The following is a 16,023-nucleotide window of genomic DNA, read 5'->3' as shown; positions in this document are numbered from 1 at the left end:
ACATCAATTAATGTTAAGCATCTTGCAATGAGGCCAAGCGATCTTGTGCGGCCGCCAGTTTTTGCTGCCACTCAACGGCCTTTTGCTTTTCGGCTTCAACGACCTTTTCAGGAGCATTTTCAACAAACTTCTTGTTGCCGAGCTTCTTGTTGGAACGTTCAACTTCCTTTTCCAGCTTGGCAATTTCTTTCTCCATCTTGGTTCGTTCTTCATCCAGGTCGACCAGTTCGGCCATTGGGATAAAGACTTCAGCCCCTGCCAGGATACTGGACATCGCCAGCTTTGGTGCTTCCACGTCGGCCCCGATCTTTAATTCTGCCGGGTGACAGAAGCGGTCAATGTAATCGCGGTTCGCATTGAGCATCTCGGCCAGGTGGGCGTCCTTAGTCTTAACCAGGATGTCTACCGGCTTTGACATCGGTGCGTTAGCTTCGTTCCGGATGTTCCGGACCGCCTTGATCATCTCAATCAGGCTATCCATCTGCTCAGTTGCAGCCGGATCATTCAGATCGGCATTAACCGTTGGGTAGGCTGCGACCATGATTGACTTGCCATCGTGCGGCATTGACTGCCAAAGTTTTTCCGTTACGAACGGCATGATCGGGTGAAGGAGCTTCAGGGTTTGATCTAAGACGTAGCCAAGAATGTTCTTAGTGTCGGCATTTTCTTCTGCGGTCCCGTTATTCAGCTTCTCCTTGGTCATTTCGATGTACCAGTCACAGAAGTCGTTCCAAATGAAGTTGTAGAGGGCCCGTCCCACTTCACCGAATTCAAACTTCTCTGACATTTCGGTAACCTGTTCAATCGTAGCGTTCAGCCGGCTCAGAATCCACCGGTCGGCTAAGTCCCACTTTTCCTTGGCCGGCAGAACTGGGGCTGGCATCTCACCAAGGTTCATGATTACGTACCGGCTGGCATTCCAAATCTTGTTGATGAAGTTCCAGGCAGCGTCCATCTTGGTGTAGGAGAATCGAATATCCTGACCTGGGGTGGAGCCGGTAATCAGGAACCAGCGCAATGCGTCCACCCCGTACTTCTTGATGACGTCCATTGGGTCAATCCCGTTTCCGAGGGACTTACTCATCTTCCGGCCCTGTTCATCCCGAATCAAACCGTGCAGGAGGACGTTCTTAAACGGTGCCTTGCCAGTAAATTCGAGTGACTGGAAAATCATCCGGGAAACCCAGAAGAAGATGATGTCGTAACCAGTAACCAGGGTGTTGGTTGGGAAGTAGCGCTTGAAGTCTGCGGAATCAGTATCCGGCCAGCCCATCGTTGAGAACGGCCAGAGGGCACTGGAGAACCAGGTATCGAGGACGTCATTATCCTGCTCCCAGTTCTCGGCATCCTTTGGTGCTTCCATCCCGACGTAAACTTCCCCGGTCTGCTTGTTGTACCAAGCCGGAATCCGGTGGCCCCACCAGAGCTGCCGGGAGATTACCCAGTCATGAATATTTTCCATCCACTGGGTAAAGGTGTGCTCGAACCGTTCAGGGATAAAGTTTACCCGGTCGTCCGTCTGCTGGTTCTTGAGTGCCATTTCAGCCAGCGGCTTCATCTTAACAAACCACTGGGTCGACAGGCGCGCTTCGACTTGGACCCCGGTCCGTTCGGAGTGACCAACAGAGTGGGTAATTGGCACTACTTTGAGCATGTAGCCTTGATCTTCCAGGTCCTTGACGATTGCCTTCCGGGCTTCAAACCGGTCCATGCCTTCGTACTTGCCGGCATTTTCGTTCATCGTGGCGTCTTCATTCATCGTGTTCAGCTCTGGCAAGTTGTGACGCTTACCAACTTTGAAGTCGTTCGGGTCGTGGGCTGGGGTAATCTTAACCATCCCCGTTCCGAAGTCTGGGGTAACGTATTCGTCGGCAATGATTTCGATTTCCCGATCAACCAGCGGTACTTTGACCTTCTTGCCGACCAGTTCCTTGTAGCGTTCGTCATCAGGGTGGACAGCGACCGCTTCGTCACCGAACATCGTTTCCGGACGGGTCGTCGCAATTTCGATGTAGTCCTTGCCGTTAAAGGTCGTGCCGTCGGTAAACGGGTATTTAACGTGGTAGAAGGCACCCTGATCATCCTTGTGGACAACTTCAATGTCCGACAGGGCCGTCCGCGCTTGCGGATCCCAGTTGATAATATAAGTTCCCCGGTAAATTAAGCCCTTCTTGTAAAGGTCAACGAAAACCTTCCGCACGGCCTTGTTCAGCCCCTCATCCAGGGTAAAGCGTTCCCGGTCGTAATCAACAGAAATTCCCATCTTGGCCCATTGCTGGTGGATAATGTCGGCGTACTCGTCCTTCCAGTCCCAGACCTGTTGAACGAACTTTTCCCGGCCCAGGTCGTAACGGGAAATCCCCTGCTTGCGCAACCGGGCTTCTACCTTTGCCTGGGTGGCAATCCCGGCGTGGTCCATTCCCGGAATCCACAGAACGTCATAACCCTGCATCCGCTTTTGCCGGATAATAATATCTTGCAGGGTCGTATCCCAGGCGTGGCCCAAGTGAAGTTTCCCGGTAACGTTCGGCGGCGGGATCACGATAGAATACGGGTGGGCCTTCTTGTCACCGCTGGGTTTGAACAGACCCTGGTCAATCCACCATTGGTAGCGGCCAGTTTCAACTGCTGACGGATCATACTTAGTTGACATCTCTTTTGTCATCGTATAATCGCTCCTTTCACATTTTGTTTACTCCATCATCTTCGTAAGCACGACTAATAAAAAAATCGCCCCATCATTTCTGATAGGACGATTGCTCGCGTTACCACCTAAATTGAGTCAAGTCATGACTCCCCTCATTCATTTGGTAACGGTGATGAACCGGATCAGCCTAATAAAGGTTCAGCCAATCAGCTCCCGAGCTACATTCGTCAGTCAGCAGCCAGGCCCTTTCACCAACTGGCCCTCGCTAGGCACTACACGACTCACTACTCTTTCGGTCATTGCTTATTATGCTTGTATCATAGCTAAATAACTTAGCGACGTCAAGCAGGAATTTTACAGAAGTTCCGCAAAGACATCCTCGTTTTGGTTCAGGAAGTCTTCCCCAGGATGGATTTCGGTAATCTTAATGCCATCTAGGGACCGCTGAATCAAGCCTTCAACATCAAGGTGCTGTTCGTACAAGCGGGCCTTTTTCACGCTTGGTTTAGTCTTCGGCGACGGCGGCGTAAAGACCGTACAACAGTCTTCGTACGGCAGGATTGATAAGTCATAGGTATCGATATTTTCGGCAATCTTGATAATTTCCGTCTTATCAAAGGACAGGACCGGCCGTAAAACGGGATAGTTCGTCACGTCCTCAATTGCCATCATACTCTCCATCGTCTGGGAAGCCACCTGGCCCAGTGACTCACCATTAAAGATTGCCAGGCCGTGGCGTTTTTCCATAATTGCCGTTGCCAAACGGAGCATCATTCGCCGTTGGACGGTCATCAAGTAACCTTCTGGAACTTTTTCCTTCACCGCTTCCTGGATTTCGGTAAACGGCACCTGAATAAACTTGATACTACCGGAGTACTTAGCCAGCTTTTCCGTCAGCTGCTTCGCCTTGGCAAGCGCCTGGGGGCTAGTGTACGGCGGGCTAAAGAAGTGAACCATTTCCATCGAAACACCCCGCTTCATTCCTAAGTAGGCGGCCACTGGCGAGTCAATTCCCCCGGAAAGCATCATCATTCCCTTGCCGGCGGTTCCAACCGGGAGCCCACCAGCACCCTTGATGGTCTCGCTGGAGAGGAAAATCCCGTTTAAGCGAATTTCAACCCGGATCGTCAGGTCGGGATGGTGAACATCGACCTTTAGCTTGTCTGGAAACTTCTCTAACAGGTCCCCGCCCAGGCGGTTATTCATCTCAAAGGTGTCGATTGGGAAGTGGTGGTCCGCGCGCTTGGTCTCAATCTTAAAAGTCACGGGCTTAGTAACCTGTTCCTTTACCATCGCTTCAGCAGCGGCCGCAACGGCTTCAAAACTCTTTTCAACCTTAATCGACGGTGAAAAGTTTTGAATCCCGAAGACGTCCTTCAGGTGCTTCATCACTTCGTCGTAGTCAGCACCATTTAATTGGACGTGGAGCCGATCTTGCTGGGCGTGCACCTTTACTTGCTCAAAGCGGTGTAGGGCATGGCGAACGTTGCTTCCCAAGCGGTCAATAAATGACTTTTTATTGTGCCCCTTGGTGGAAAGCTCACCGTAGCGCACCATAATTTCAGTGTACTGCAAGTGTTTACCTCCTTAGTTGTTAGTCAATAATTTTTTGGAAACCAGCGTAAAGCTGATCCAAAACTTGGTTGAACTCATCGGCATCTGCCAGGGTGTTCTGGTCACCAAGACTAATCCGGACCGCACTGGTAGCTTCATTTTCCGGTACTTTCATCGCAGCTAACGTCCCGGCTTCGGCGTGTTTCTTTGAAGAACAAGCACTGGTGGTAGAAATGTAAATCCCCTGTTCCTCAAAAGCGTGGACAATCGTTTCTCCACGGACACCAACAATTGCAAAGCAAAGCACGTGGGGTGCAAAACCAGCATTGCGGCCAGAGAAGATGCGGACATGGTCGAACTGCTTGAGGTGGTCGTAAATCCGCTCCTTGATCGCCTGCTCGTTTTTAACGGTTGCGGCTTCGTTTTCCTTCACTAAGCGGATGGCCCGGGCCATTGCGACGTCACCAGGGGTGTTTTCCGTTCCGCTCCGCATCGTCCGTTCCTGACCGCCGCCGTCAATCAGCGGCGAAAGTTTCCGACCGCTCTTGGCATAGACAAAGCCCGTTCCCCGGGGAGCGTGAAATTTATGCCCAGAGAAAGTTGCAAAATCGACCCGGTCACTAAAGACAAGGTCATCTAAGCCCTTGCCAATCGCTTGAACCGCGTCAACCATGTAGTGGATGTTCGGGTAATCCTTGAGAATTTCGCCGACCTCTTTAATTGGCTGAATAGTGCCAATTTCATTATTAACAGCCATGATGGAGACCAAGATGGTATCGGGACGGAGGGCGGCCTTGACATCTGCCGGGTTGATCCGCCCTTCCTTGTCAACTGGCAGGTACGTAACTTCAAAGCCCAACTCTTCTAACTGAGCCATTGCATTGCGTACCGCCGCGTGCTCCACCGAAGTGGTAATGATGTGTTTGCCAAAGCGGTGCTTAGCGAGGGCGGTCCCCTTGATTACCCAGTTGTCCCCCTCGGAGCCACCACTTGTGAATATAATTTCACTCGGTTTTACGCCCATTAACTTAGCAATCTGCTGCCGAGCCTGTTCCAACAAGTTCCAGGCCTCTTCACCAAAGTTATGCAGACTGCTGGGGTTCCCCCAAATTTTTTGGCTAACCGTATCATAGGTTGTCAAAACTTCAGGAGATATTTTTGTCGTCGCGCTATTATCAAAATAGATCATTGCATTTGCTCCTCTGATAATTTCATCTGACGGTCAGCAACCGGTTTGACCACCGGTAGGGTTGGTTCGACCCATTCTTAAAGCAACTTCATATTATAACAAAAAACGGCCGGGGAGCAAGCATCCCGGCCGCCAAGCCAGCCGAGTCACTCATTTTGATTATCACGCTGTTCCTGCCGTTGCACCAGTCGCCATACTTCGGCCTGAAGTTCTCGGTTAGCTTTTTCTAGTTGGTCCAGCTTGTTCAGGACCGTGGTCATCCGGTCTTTAGTATGGTCCTGAATAAAGAAGTTCGTCAGCGAACTGGTGAGGACCCCGACAAAGCCGATTCCAATAATCATTAGCAGGATAGCGGCAAATTTGCCCAAAACCGTATGGGGTGAAATATCACCATAACCAATCGTCGTCGCGGTGGCGATTGCCCACCATAACGACCGTCCATAGCTGACGTGTTCACTGACGGAATACATGGCGGCACTAATGATCAAAATAGCAAGACTGGTATAGATGATGTAAACCAAGCCGTTAATTTTCAGAAGGCGGTTCAGTTTACCGGTCAGACCGACTAGTCGTACCAAGCGGAACACCATTACCAGGCGTCCTAAGCGCGCAACCCGGAAAAGGTTGAAGGAGGCACTAGCCGGAATAATGGAGAGCAGGTCAAAAATATTTTCCTTAAAGAACCTTTTCTTATCCTTGGCTAGGTATAAGCGGCTAAAATAGTCAATCGTAAAAATTCCCAGCAAAACGTTGTTTAATAGGGCTGGGTAACCCCGGTCAATGTTAATTACCGAGCCATAATCAAGAATAATTAAAATAATCGAAATCAGCGCCATAATCGCCATGCTCGATTCATAAAGTTTATTTTTCATTGAACAATCCTTCCCCCGATTGAGATTCTGGCAATGCACACCTAGAAACACCGACAAAGAAAAAGCCCGGTAAATCAACATTTACCGAGCTAACCCTATGCCCCAAACAGGATTCGAACCTGTACATGGAAACCCATACAACGACCTGAACGTTGCGCGTCTGCCAATTCCGCCACTGGGGCATCGCTATTTAGTTGTTATCAATCAGACAACAATAATTATTATACTGATTCCCAGAAAAATTGCAAGCAGTATTTTGCATTAATTTATTATTTTTTGAAAAATGACTCCCCCCCCCCCGTTCCTCCACCACTGGATGAGGCCGCTGCTTTCAGGTCGGTCGAGTACCACTTCCGCAACAGTCGTCCCACCCGCCGGTGACTTGCCATTTAAAATAGTAAAAGGCCGGGTTTCTACCCAGCCTTTTACTCATACGGAAGGAATCTCGCCACTTTGCACTGGAACTGATTAATTAACTATCTTTGATTCTAAACTTCCGCAAAGTCGCTTTTTTTACCGCCCTTCAAGCGCACCCTGGTGACCACAACTGTTAAAAGATAAACGCTAAACGATATTTCAGGTCACACTTACGTTGCTTCTGCCTACTCCTTAACTTCCTTCGGCACTTTATCAGGTGGGAGAACTTCATGACGTATCATGGACTCATTTACTTTTCCTTCCACGCCTTTAATATACCATCTTTTGTAAGCGATTACAACAATGAGGTAAAAAATAAGCTAACTTTGTATTCAAATTAACAAGTGCCAGCTATGACTGGATAATCTTCATCATTTTCCTCCTGCTCCTCCCCATTGCACTTTGTACCTGACGCTTCGTGCACTGCAAGCGTTCCGCAACTTCGTCTATCGAATATCCCTGATTAAAACTAAGCAACACCTGACGTTCAAAGGGTGAACAAGCCGCAATCAATTGCCGCAGACAGAACCGGCCATGAACCAGCTCCTCAGGTTGGCGCCACGGCTGATCTTGCAGCATTTCTTCAGCTTCCGGCGTCAATGCCCCAATTTCTCCTGCCGGAATCCGCTTGTGAGCCTTCCGAGCCCGGTATAAATCCAAGATGCGGTTAACCAGACTCTGTTTTAAAAAACCACTAAACTGCTCACCATCTTCGCTCCCCTGGTACACCTCTAAAACGCGGACAATCACCATCCGCGCCTCCTGTTCCCAGTCGGCAAATTCCAGGCCAGCAACATAGTAGCGCCGCCAGAGCCTGATAATTAGCGGGCGGTACCGCTGAAAGATTTCTTCTTGTTTCCCATTACCGCCATCACGTCCCCGTGGTCCTTGTTTCAAACGCATTAATAAAAACTCCCTGATATTAGCTATTGACTCGTCACGATTTTTGATCTCCTTTATTTTATTGATCCCCCCACCATGGTATTTGCCTTCCCCATGGTCTGGTGCGTAACTCACGCAAAATCCACGTGTCTGTTAACAATTTAGCAAAGGTCAACCGGATTAACAATCGTCTACAAAACTTTGGCAAACGACTAATCGAACGCTTCAAAGCCAACCCCCGTACCAGTGTACTCTCCGTCCGCCCCATAATCCGCAAAAATATGAAAGCGCTTTAAAATACCGTCCAAGCGATAAGCGACTAATATAATTATCAGCAGTTGAAGTGCATTCTACCCCCACTCCCGTATATCTATATTAGAGCCGCTCGACATTCTCCTTCGTCCATACCAACCACTCGCAACCTTTAAAATACAAAAGGACTGGAGAAAATAAACTTTTCTTCCAGTCTCTTAATTATTTAATGCTAATAATACTGAGCCGCATCCTAATAAACACCTTTGTAAAGTTTGAAGTAATCAGCTACCAGCCAACGACATTACCATCATCAGCATCGCAACTAAGTTATTGATTCCGTGAACTAAGATACTATTTTTTAAGTTGCCAGATTGCCGGTAAACATACGTCAAAACCATTCCCATAAAACAGTAAAGCAAGAAACTGATAATCGTTGTGCTGGTATGCGCAGCCGAAAAAACCAGCCCAGACAAGATCATCTTCGACCAGAGAGCCGTCCGATTAAAAAAGAGGTTCGTTAAGATTCCCCGAAAAATCAGCTCCTCGGCAATCGGCGTCAGGGTAAACGATGATATAACAAAGACAACCGTAATAATCAGGTTGTGGTTGAGCAGTTGCCGGATGATTTCATTATTGGCCGTCCCAGCCTGGTGAAAGAGCCACTGGTTCAACCAGCCAAAAATCATCATCCCAACAATCAAAGCAAAATACCCGCCTACTACCAGGCGCCAGTTAATCCCCTTAGCCACTGGCAATTGGTTATAGTGCCGGTACACTCGTCGTGCGCCAGCAATGATGACCAAAAACATCACCACAAAGACAACGGCTAAGCTGATTGCTAACCTTTGATTCGTCGGGTCGCGGTTGGCAATTACTACTGCCACTGGCGGCACCTGAACCAACAGGAAAAACACCGCAACGATTCCTACGCGGTAAAACCCGTTGCCAAGTTTACTTATCCTTATTTTCCGCATTCTTCTTTTCTTCCTTCATCCGTAATTCACGGCGGCGCTGATAACTCCACTTAGCGGTAATTTTGGTAACAATGATATTAGCAACCACAAAGCCAATAATCCATAATCCATACATCAGCCAGCCAGAAATGACTTTGGCGATCGTCAGGGCTACTAAAACCGCAAAAATAATAAATGGCGGTAAAATTACCTTAACCAGGTACTCTGCTTTCATTAATCATTAACCTCACTTTAAAACTAAGGAGACGTGACAGAAACTGCCGCATCCCCCCCATTGCTGATTTAGTTTTGGCTTGCCGCCAAGATTTGTTCCCTAGTCGGAATTGATGGCAATGCTCCCATCTTTTGAACCGCCAGTGAACTAGCCCGTTGTGCATAAACTAAGGCTTTTTCAATGTTACTCATATCCGGCTTGAGCTGTGACGACAGTGCCCCAATAAAGGTATCACCAGCGGCAGTCGTATCAACCGCGTTAACCTTAAAGGCCGGAATAAAGCTATAACCATCCTGAGTGCAGTAGAACGCTCCCTTAGCCCCAACGGTAATGATCAGGTTACGAACTCCCATTTGTGCAAACTTGGCTGCCGAAATCAGCATTGAAGTTTCATCAGTAATGATCACACCAGTCAACTCAGCGCTTTCCGTTTCATTTGGAATAATCAGATCCGTCAGTTTCAATACTTCTGGATCAATCTTTTGAGCCGGCGCCGGATTCAAAATAGTAGTAACACCATTGGCCTTTGCCAATTGGAAAGCCCGAAGAGTTGCCGCTTGCGGCGTTTCAAATTGAGCTACTACAAAGTCCGCTGCCGTAATCTTATCCTTCGCTGCTTCCACATCGGTTGGACTAAGCTGCTGGTTAGCGCCCCCATAGATCAAAATACTGTTTTGACCATTTTCGTCCAGGAGAATCGAGGCGGTCCCGGTACCAACCTGGTCGTTTTCCCGAATTCCGGCAACGTCAATCCCGTTGGCCTTCATTTCATCCAGCATCATCTGGCCACTGTTGTCCTTACCAACTTCACCAATAAACGCCGTTTGTGCACCGGACCGTGCCGCCGAAACTGCTTGGTTAGCCCCCTTGCCTCCTGCGGCGCTGCTCTTGCCTTCCGCTGCTAAGGTTTCACCAGGCAGGGGCATCCGCTTGATCCGCAGCGTCGTGTCGACATTTAAACTACCGACAATTGTCACTTTATTCATTTTGAAATCCTCCTCGTGTTCTGTACTAATACTATACCATATGATATGGCGCCGTGCTCTCCCGACGGATGAGCCGCACTGGGAAATGTTCAACCTGCTCCGATTGGTGTTTGTTCTCAATTCGGTCAAGTAAAATTTTCGCCGCGCCAACTCCTAAGTCAAAGATTGGTTGGTGGATGGTTGTCAACTGGGGATACACATACTCGTCCAGGGCAATATCATCATAGCCCACCACAGAAATATCCTCCGGCACCCGCACCTTCAATTCACGCAGACCGCGCAGGAGCCCCATGGCAATATCATCGTTGGCTGTAAAGACCGCTGTGGCCCCACTCTCTGCGACCGCTTGGGCAGCCTTGTAGCCCCCCTGGCGGCTAAGCTCTGTATGTAAAACGTCCCGGTCTTCATTAAAGGACAGGTGACTAGCCAGCAGACTATCCTTGAAGCCGGCCAACCGTTGCTTAAAGTTTTCGGTCAGGTGGTTAACACCCAGGTAGAGAAACTTACGGTGGCCTAGTTCAGCCAGGTGCTGTGCTGCCAACTGACCACCATGGTAATCATCGGTTTGCACCCGCGTCCCCACCTGATCATAATTCCGGTCAAACAAAATGTAGGGGATTTCACGGTTAATCAGAGCCTGATTAATCATTTCGGTCGTCATCCGGGCACTTGCGATAATCAGGCCGTCAATTGACCGTTCCACCATCTGTTCCAGGTAGGCCTTTTCGAGTTTAGGATCCCGGTTAGCACTGAAAATCAACGGAATCAGCTTTTCCTGGCGGGCCACCTGCTGAACCCCTTCGACAAAGGTTCCAAAGAAAGGTTCGCTGACGTTCGGTACTAGCACCCCGATCGTATTGATGTTTTCCCTCATAATCAGACTGCGAGCGTGGAAGTCTGGCACATATTGGTACTCGTCCCGCAGCTTTAAGATCTTTTCCCGCGTGCTCTTACTAAAACGGTTTCCCTTGCCATTCAGTACTTGAGAAACGGTCGTCACCGACACCCCAGCCAGGCGCGCAATATCTCGAATTGTTACTTTTTTCCCCATGTTATTCCTCTTTACATTAGCTTTAATATGAATGGTAAGCTAATTTCGGTTATCTTGCAATTTAATTTTGAAAAAGGTCCCGCATTATTTGCTGGCCCGTAGCTGCCTGGGTCCCCCGAACCCGGACGTAATCAATCTGAGCAAGTAAAATCTCGTATGACCATAGTGATGATAAATCTCGTTCATTAAAGTAATGCAAATCAAGCTTGATCCGATCCCGATTAGCGATTAAGCCGGTAAAATCATCAGCGCCCTTATATTTTCTCGTACCGACCACCACGGGTAGCCGGTGGGTATAAGAATCATTCAAGGCATTATTTAACAGGTCGCCCCGGCTAAAGTCCGGATGGTCATCAATAAACTGCTGAACGTGCCAAAGGTCAAAATAGTCGTGACGGTGGGCAACCTTGGTTTTTTCCGAAATCGTCAGTAAGTAATCCGTGTTGCTTTCGATTTTATCAATGCTACTAATACGAATTACAATCAGCCCGTTGATTTTTCCATCCCAGTCAATACTAATCATCAGACAAAAGGTGGGATCCATGGCCACGACAAAGCCCACGTTAAAGTACTCGTCATGTGGAATGTTATGAACCTCAATTAGCGTCCCCTGCTGCCGCGCAATCGTCAACTGGGCCCGGAGCTCGTTCAACTTTGCTTTCTCCATTTCGTCATTACTTCCTCTAAAGTTCTTTCCCTTTATTTTCCCGGTTTTAGCGGCTTTTTTCAAACTTTTTTGCGGACCAATAACGGCTTCCACTAAATCTAGTTGAATTTTTAATAGGAATCCCCCATATTTTGTAGTAACATGGTTCTTGTGCTAAAAAAATTAAAGAGGGGCCACTATGGTGATTATTACAGCAGGAATGATTGGTGTTGGCAAGACGACGTTAACGGGAAAGATTGCTGAACACCTCCATACTAAAGCTTTTTTTGAACCAGTTGGCGACAATCCCGTGTTGCCACTGTACTACCAAGACCAAAAGCAATATGGCTTTTTACTCCAGATCTACTTTTTAAATAAGCGGTTTTCGATGATCAAACAGGCTTTGGCCGACGATAATAACGTTTTAGACCGGTCAATCTATGAGGACGCCCTGTTTACCAGGGAGAATAACGCTGAGGGAAACATCTCCGACACTGAGCTGGAAGTGTACCTAACTCTTCTCGACAATATGATGAAGGACCTGCAACAGCTGCCGAAGAAGGCACCTGACCTGATGGTTTATTCTGAAACTGACTTTGAAACCATTCTTTACCGGATCAAGAAGCGGGGACGGGACTACGAGCAGATTGACCACAATCCAGAACTAAAGGATTACTACTACAAGATGTGGAGTGCCTACAAGCAATGGTACCAAGACTACGATGCTAGTCCTAAAATGAAAATTGACCTGGAAACTTATGATTTGGAAAAGCCAGAAAACGTTCAGACCGTTTTAGCAATGATTGACGAACGGTTAAAGACCATTCGTTAATCGTTAACAGGCAAAGCCAAAGAGTGCCAGAAAAACGACCACCCAGCGCTAAAGCTGATGTTGGTCGTTTTCATTTTGGCATTCAGGGAGTTAGTACCGACAGTTAACCAATCAGGGATTGCACCTGAACATCCCCTAATTGCGGCAGAGAATTACCCCACCTTTACGATTTAATTAAAAACCGCCGGAGTAATCCTAATGCACCCGCGGAACTAGCGCCGCCAACAATCGACAGCCAGGTTAAATGGTGGGTTTTCTTTCGTGAAACGTGACTTTGCGGGTCCCGTACCGCTGCCACGGATTCTTGCTTCGGCAGTTCCCGATTATCATGATCGTTTTTCCCTGTGGGAACGGGGTCGTCATATTTAGTTAACTGGTAGCTAGCAATAATTTTATTTAGTTTTCGATCATACTGCGGGTCTGTTGCATACCTGCCTAATAAGGAGTGCGTTGCTGCCCGGTAACTACCAGCTTGGCCCCGATGAACGCCTGCATATAACGGGTCCGCCAAAGTTTCAGCATAATCGCATAACGACTGGTAGTCATTTTCGTACCAACGAAAATGGTCATTGATCTTTTTTTCCTCTCCGTCATGGGTATACTCCGTTGTTGGCTGAACAACTGATTTCCCATTAAAAGAACCCTTGACCCCAAAGAGGTTATGGTAGGGTTTTTGAGCCAAACCGCTGCTTCCCCAGTTGCTCTCCAGAGCGGCCTGGGCGATGATTACCGACGGGTAAAGATCATATTCCATCCCCACCTTCTGGGCACTCTTGGCAATTCGTGAGATAAACTTAGCCTGATCCGGCGAAGGGCTTTGCACTTCGTATTCTTGTTGGTCAGGACCCGTTGCGGCCGGGGACTGGTCTGGTTGTGCTGGTTGGTCCGCTGGTGGCGTTGTGTTATCCGTTGGTGCAGCTGACGGCGAACTTGGCGACGCCGGGACCGGCTGAGGACGAAGCTGTTGTCCGCGTTGATACCCCCGCTGGTAGCCAGCCTGACCAACTTTAGTCCGTGTCCGCCCGTCTATAATCCCCCTGAGGCCGTCAGCAACTCCTTGCCGGAATGACTGCTCATAATCCCGGCTTAGCTGCGCGAAGGCCGTTAGAAAAGCACTGGTATATTCTTCGCCCCGTTGGCGAATTTGCCCCTCATCAAGCTGTTGTTGGTTGATAATTACTGATTCAGCATCCTGGTAGGCCGAGTTAACGTTTATTCCCGCTGCTAATACCGGTGCGCCATTGGTAAAGGACAGCATTCCGGCAATAATTACTGTTAATAATTGTTTATTCATCTTCTCACCTCTATATAATAAATACGGTAAGAAGCCCCAAAATATTTTTTAAAATAAAAAGAGGAGGGACAGACCTAGCTTAACTAGTTCGTCGTCCCGCCTCTTTCGTTATTAATAAATTACTACCGGTTCGTTGATTTCCATATCGTGATAAGCAGTCCCGGCATCGCTTGGGTGCATATTAGCACAACCATGAGAGCCACCGGTCGTTGTCAGATATTGGGTCTTTGACCAGTTATTCCGCCAGCTAGCATCGTAGAAGCCACAGCCACTGTCGGTAAATGGTGACCAGTATTGAACCGGACTGCTGTATTGCGAACCATCATCGTTTAAGCCCCGTAACGTTGCCGGCGATTGCTGGTACATAATGTACCAAACACCCCTTGGCGTCCGGTTGCCCGGTGTATTACTTCCCGTAACCACGTCGGCATCAAATACACACTTGCCGTCCTTGTAGAACCAAACATGCTGGTCCGCTAGTGAAAGTTCTACGTAGGTATTACCAATTCCGTTGTTACTGGTAACCCCGTAGCCGGTTCCGCGGCGGTTGTAGCCAATCCCGTAAATATCACTTTTAGCGTTAACATTCTTTTTGTTATCTGCCATCGCGTGCGCCAGGGACTGGCCGGCTAGCTGCTCGCTAATTTTCCAACCATAGGAGCCCTTGTCACTGGTAGTAATTTCCTTTCCAGCGTGAGTCCTAAACTTAAACGCCTTGCCAAGCGTAGCCTGTTTTTCGTTGATTTTAGCAATCCGCCCGTTGACCGCACTCGTATCAAAGTTGTACTTGCCGTGTTGGTAAGTCGCCCGGGTAATCACATCAGCAGCGGTGAACTTATAGTTTTCCTTTTCAACCGTGTAAGTTACCTTCCGCTTGCTCAGGGTTTGTAACTTCGCTTTTTCAGCTTGAACAGTCTTGCTATCAGCCGCCAACGGTTGGGTATAGTGAGTCGTTAACCGAATCGTCCCGTTTGCCCGCTGACTATTAAACTGCTTAATAAGGTCCTGGACGTCATACTGGTTTCCCTTCTTCGCGGCGACCGTTGAAACCTTACCATTTTTCAGTTCCGCGTATGCGTCAACAGGTGCCCGGCGGCCCTGGTTCATCTTCTGGGTTTCAGCGTAGACTGCCCGCCGCATCAGAGCCGTCTGTTCATCATCTAACTGGCTCGGCATCACATTAACGTTTTGCTTTTTGCCAGACGGGAAAAAGGTCCGTTGCTTCTTTTGCGCGGCAACAAACTTGCTTTTATCCGCACTGCTAATTCCTGATGCACTTGCCTTCCCCTCGTAGACTAACCGTCCATTGATATAAACCTGGTTAGCACGGCTACTCTCCTTGACCTTATGGTAGGCCTGGTCAACCGTCATTCCGCCGACTGCCACCCCATTGACAGTCGTGTTCCGGTTAAAGTGGTTATGCTGATGCCAACTCATTACTCCCAGTAAAACCACTAGGATCGCAATAACAGCAATAATATAGTTTCTTAACTTCAACTGCATTTTCTAACTCCCTAGATACAAAATTTCCGCTTTACCTAAATAAAGTTAACATTTGCATTATACCAGCATTTTAAGATAATGATACCGTTAACGAAGCAGATTTAAAAAAGAACTTTGCCAACCCCAAATCATGCTCCGGAGCCGGCAAAGTTCACTAATTAAATTTCTGGATAACTGTTCTTTTTGACGTCAATTTTATGATTATCAAGATCCGTCTTCACAACCGTAACATCACACGGCGCTTCCCGAATCGTGTACGCAGCGGTCGAACCCACAATCAACCGTCCAACCACATTTAACCCGGTCGCACCAATCAGGATGAGGTCGATTCCATTTTGCTTGGGGTAGTTTTCAGCCAACTCCAGCTTGGCATTGCCTACTTCAACCTCTGTCACCACGTCCGTAATACCTGCTGCTTGGGCCTTTTTTTCGTACTCTGCCAACTTTTGCTTCATCGTTTCAATTGCTGGCTTGTAGATGCTTCGGTCAACAAAGCCATAGCCGTTCGGACCACCAGAAGGAATCCGTTCACCATTGATCACACTCAGCAAATAGAGTTTGGCATCATTTTGCTTAGCCACCTCAAGAGCCTTTGCAAAGGCCATGTCGGACTGCTTGGAACCATCAATACCCACCAAAATTTTTTGATAACTCATCAGAAACCGCCTCCACAGTTAATTTAACCCTATTTTAGCATAAGTTCAGAG

General features: G+C 48.2%; 14 protein-coding genes, 1 tRNA gene and 1 other annotated feature. Of the genes, 1 reads left to right on the top strand and 14 read right to left on the bottom strand.

What is annotated here, in order from left to right:
* Positions 1–13: 13 nt before the first annotated feature.
* The 11 genes from FC49_RS02680 to FC49_RS02630 all read right to left on the bottom strand — a co-directional run bounded on the left by FC49_RS02680 (position 14) and on the right by FC49_RS02630 (position 11,708).
* Positions 14–2,665 carry a valine--tRNA ligase gene (locus FC49_RS02680; protein ID WP_056984057.1) on the bottom strand — a complete coding sequence of 884 codons (2,652 nt, stop codon included), beginning with the start codon at positions 2,663–2,665 and terminating at the stop codon, positions 14–16.
* 80 nt (positions 2,666–2,745) lie between these two features.
* Positions 2,746–2,956: a binding site (T-box leader), on the bottom strand.
* Between the two features lie 45 nt (positions 2,957–3,001).
* Positions 3,002–4,222 carry a tRNA uracil 4-sulfurtransferase ThiI gene (gene thiI, locus FC49_RS02675; protein WP_056984055.1) on the bottom strand — a complete coding sequence of 407 codons (1,221 nt, stop codon included), beginning with the start codon at positions 4,220–4,222 and terminating at the stop codon, positions 3,002–3,004.
* Positions 4,223–4,241: 19 nt separating this feature from the next.
* Positions 4,242–5,390 carry a cysteine desulfurase family protein gene (locus tag FC49_RS02670; protein WP_056984053.1) on the bottom strand — a complete coding sequence of 383 codons (1,149 nt, stop codon included), beginning with the start codon at positions 5,388–5,390 and terminating at the stop codon, positions 4,242–4,244.
* 146 nt (positions 5,391–5,536) lie between these two features.
* Positions 5,537–6,262 (bottom strand): potassium channel family protein, encoded by a 726-nt coding sequence (locus FC49_RS02665; RefSeq protein ID WP_003714980.1) that lies wholly within the window; start codon positions 6,260–6,262, stop codon positions 5,537–5,539.
* 98 nt (positions 6,263–6,360) lie between these two features.
* A tRNA-Leu gene (locus tag FC49_RS02660) sits at positions 6,361–6,444 on the bottom strand.
* A gap of 586 nt (positions 6,445–7,030) precedes the next feature.
* Complete coding sequence (locus FC49_RS02655) at positions 7,031–7,582, bottom strand: RNA polymerase sigma factor (protein ID WP_056984051.1); 552 nt, start codon at positions 7,580–7,582, stop codon at positions 7,031–7,033.
* 515 nt (positions 7,583–8,097) lie between these two features.
* A complete protein-coding gene (locus FC49_RS02650) occupies positions 8,098–8,790 on the bottom strand; it encodes a CPBP family intramembrane glutamic endopeptidase (protein WP_235804862.1) in 693 nt (230 codons plus the stop codon).
* A complete protein-coding gene (locus tag FC49_RS02645) occupies positions 8,768–9,004 on the bottom strand; it encodes a hypothetical protein (RefSeq protein WP_056984047.1) in 237 nt (78 codons plus the stop codon). The genes FC49_RS02650 and FC49_RS02645 overlap by 23 nt, the downstream gene beginning before the upstream one ends.
* A 68-nt stretch (positions 9,005–9,072) precedes the next feature.
* Entirely contained in the window at positions 9,073–9,990 is a 918-nt protein-coding gene (rbsK, locus tag FC49_RS02640) for a ribokinase (protein ID WP_003714384.1), read from the bottom strand.
* Positions 9,991–10,021: 31 nt separating this feature from the next.
* The gene (gene rbsR, locus FC49_RS02635; protein ID WP_003714420.1) at positions 10,022–11,041 is read right to left on the bottom strand and encodes a ribose utilization transcriptional repressor RbsR; all 1,020 of its coding nucleotides are present in this window, start codon (positions 11,039–11,041) and stop codon (positions 10,022–10,024) included.
* A gap of 61 nt (positions 11,042–11,102) precedes the next feature.
* A complete protein-coding gene (locus tag FC49_RS02630; RefSeq protein WP_056984044.1) occupies positions 11,103–11,708 on the bottom strand; it encodes a hypothetical protein in 606 nt (201 codons plus the stop codon).
* Positions 11,709–11,886: 178 nt separating this feature from the next.
* On the opposite strand from FC49_RS02630, the gene FC49_RS02625 reads away from it, so the two are divergent.
* Positions 11,887–12,519 (top strand): deoxynucleoside kinase, encoded by a 633-nt coding sequence (locus tag FC49_RS02625; RefSeq protein WP_003714379.1) that lies wholly within the window; start codon positions 11,887–11,889, stop codon positions 12,517–12,519.
* Between the two features lie 163 nt (positions 12,520–12,682).
* On the opposite strand, the gene FC49_RS02620 is transcribed toward FC49_RS02625, so the two are convergent.
* The 3 genes from FC49_RS02620 to FC49_RS02610 all read right to left on the bottom strand — a co-directional run bounded on the left by FC49_RS02620 (position 12,683) and on the right by FC49_RS02610 (position 15,972).
* Entirely contained in the window at positions 12,683–13,813 is a 1,131-nt protein-coding gene (locus tag FC49_RS02620; RefSeq protein WP_056984042.1) for a glycoside hydrolase family 73 protein, read from the bottom strand.
* 111 nt (positions 13,814–13,924) lie between these two features.
* Complete coding sequence (locus FC49_RS02615) at positions 13,925–15,316, bottom strand: L,D-transpeptidase (RefSeq protein ID WP_056984039.1); 1,392 nt, start codon at positions 15,314–15,316, stop codon at positions 13,925–13,927.
* A 158-nt stretch (positions 15,317–15,474) separates the two neighbouring features.
* Complete coding sequence (locus tag FC49_RS02610; protein WP_003714402.1) at positions 15,475–15,972, bottom strand: universal stress protein; 498 nt, start codon at positions 15,970–15,972, stop codon at positions 15,475–15,477.
* Positions 15,973–16,023: the final 51 nt, after the last annotated feature.

This window comes from Limosilactobacillus oris DSM 4864 (genome assembly GCF_001434465.1).
In the GTDB taxonomy this organism is placed as follows: domain Bacteria; phylum Bacillota; class Bacilli; order Lactobacillales; family Lactobacillaceae; genus Limosilactobacillus; species Limosilactobacillus oris.
Note: the sequence above shows the minus strand (reverse complement) of the source record. Positions and strands in the feature narration are given on the sequence as shown.

What these genes read in the sequence shown, in the direction of transcription:
- FC49_RS02680 (WP_056984057.1), bottom strand. Translation starts at nt 2,665, where the DNA reads ATGACAAAAGAGATGTCAACTAAGTATGATCCGTCAGCAGTTGAAACT.
- FC49_RS02670 (WP_056984053.1), bottom strand. Translation starts at nt 5,390, where the DNA reads ATGATCTATTTTGATAATAGCGCGACGACAAAAATATCTCCTGAAGTT.
- FC49_RS02665 (WP_003714980.1), bottom strand. Translation starts at nt 6,262, where the DNA reads ATGAAAAATAAACTTTATGAATCGAGCATGGCGATTATGGCGCTGATT.
- FC49_RS02655 (WP_056984051.1), bottom strand. Translation starts at nt 7,582, where the DNA reads ATGCGTTTGAAACAAGGACCACGGGGACGTGATGGCGGTAATGGGAAA.
- FC49_RS02650 (WP_235804862.1), bottom strand. Translation starts at nt 8,790, where the DNA reads ATGCGGAAAATAAGGATAAGTAAACTTGGCAACGGGTTTTACCGCGTA.
- FC49_RS02645 (WP_056984047.1), bottom strand. Translation starts at nt 9,004, where the DNA reads ATGAAAGCAGAGTACCTGGTTAAGGTAATTTTACCGCCATTTATTATT.
- rbsK (WP_003714384.1), bottom strand. Translation starts at nt 9,990, where the DNA reads ATGAATAAAGTGACAATTGTCGGTAGTTTAAATGTCGACACGACGCTG.
- rbsR (WP_003714420.1), bottom strand. Translation starts at nt 11,041, where the DNA reads ATGGGGAAAAAAGTAACAATTCGAGATATTGCGCGCCTGGCTGGGGTG.
- FC49_RS02630 (WP_056984044.1), bottom strand. Translation starts at nt 11,708, where the DNA reads ATGGAGAAAGCAAAGTTGAACGAGCTCCGGGCCCAGTTGACGATTGCG.
- FC49_RS02625 (WP_003714379.1), top strand. Translation starts at nt 11,887, where the DNA reads ATGGTGATTATTACAGCAGGAATGATTGGTGTTGGCAAGACGACGTTA.
- FC49_RS02620 (WP_056984042.1), bottom strand. Translation starts at nt 13,813, where the DNA reads ATGAATAAACAATTATTAACAGTAATTATTGCCGGAATGCTGTCCTTT.
- FC49_RS02615 (WP_056984039.1), bottom strand. Translation starts at nt 15,316, where the DNA reads ATGCAGTTGAAGTTAAGAAACTATATTATTGCTGTTATTGCGATCCTA.
- FC49_RS02610 (WP_003714402.1), bottom strand. Translation starts at nt 15,972, where the DNA reads ATGAGTTATCAAAAAATTTTGGTGGGTATTGATGGTTCCAAGCAGTCC.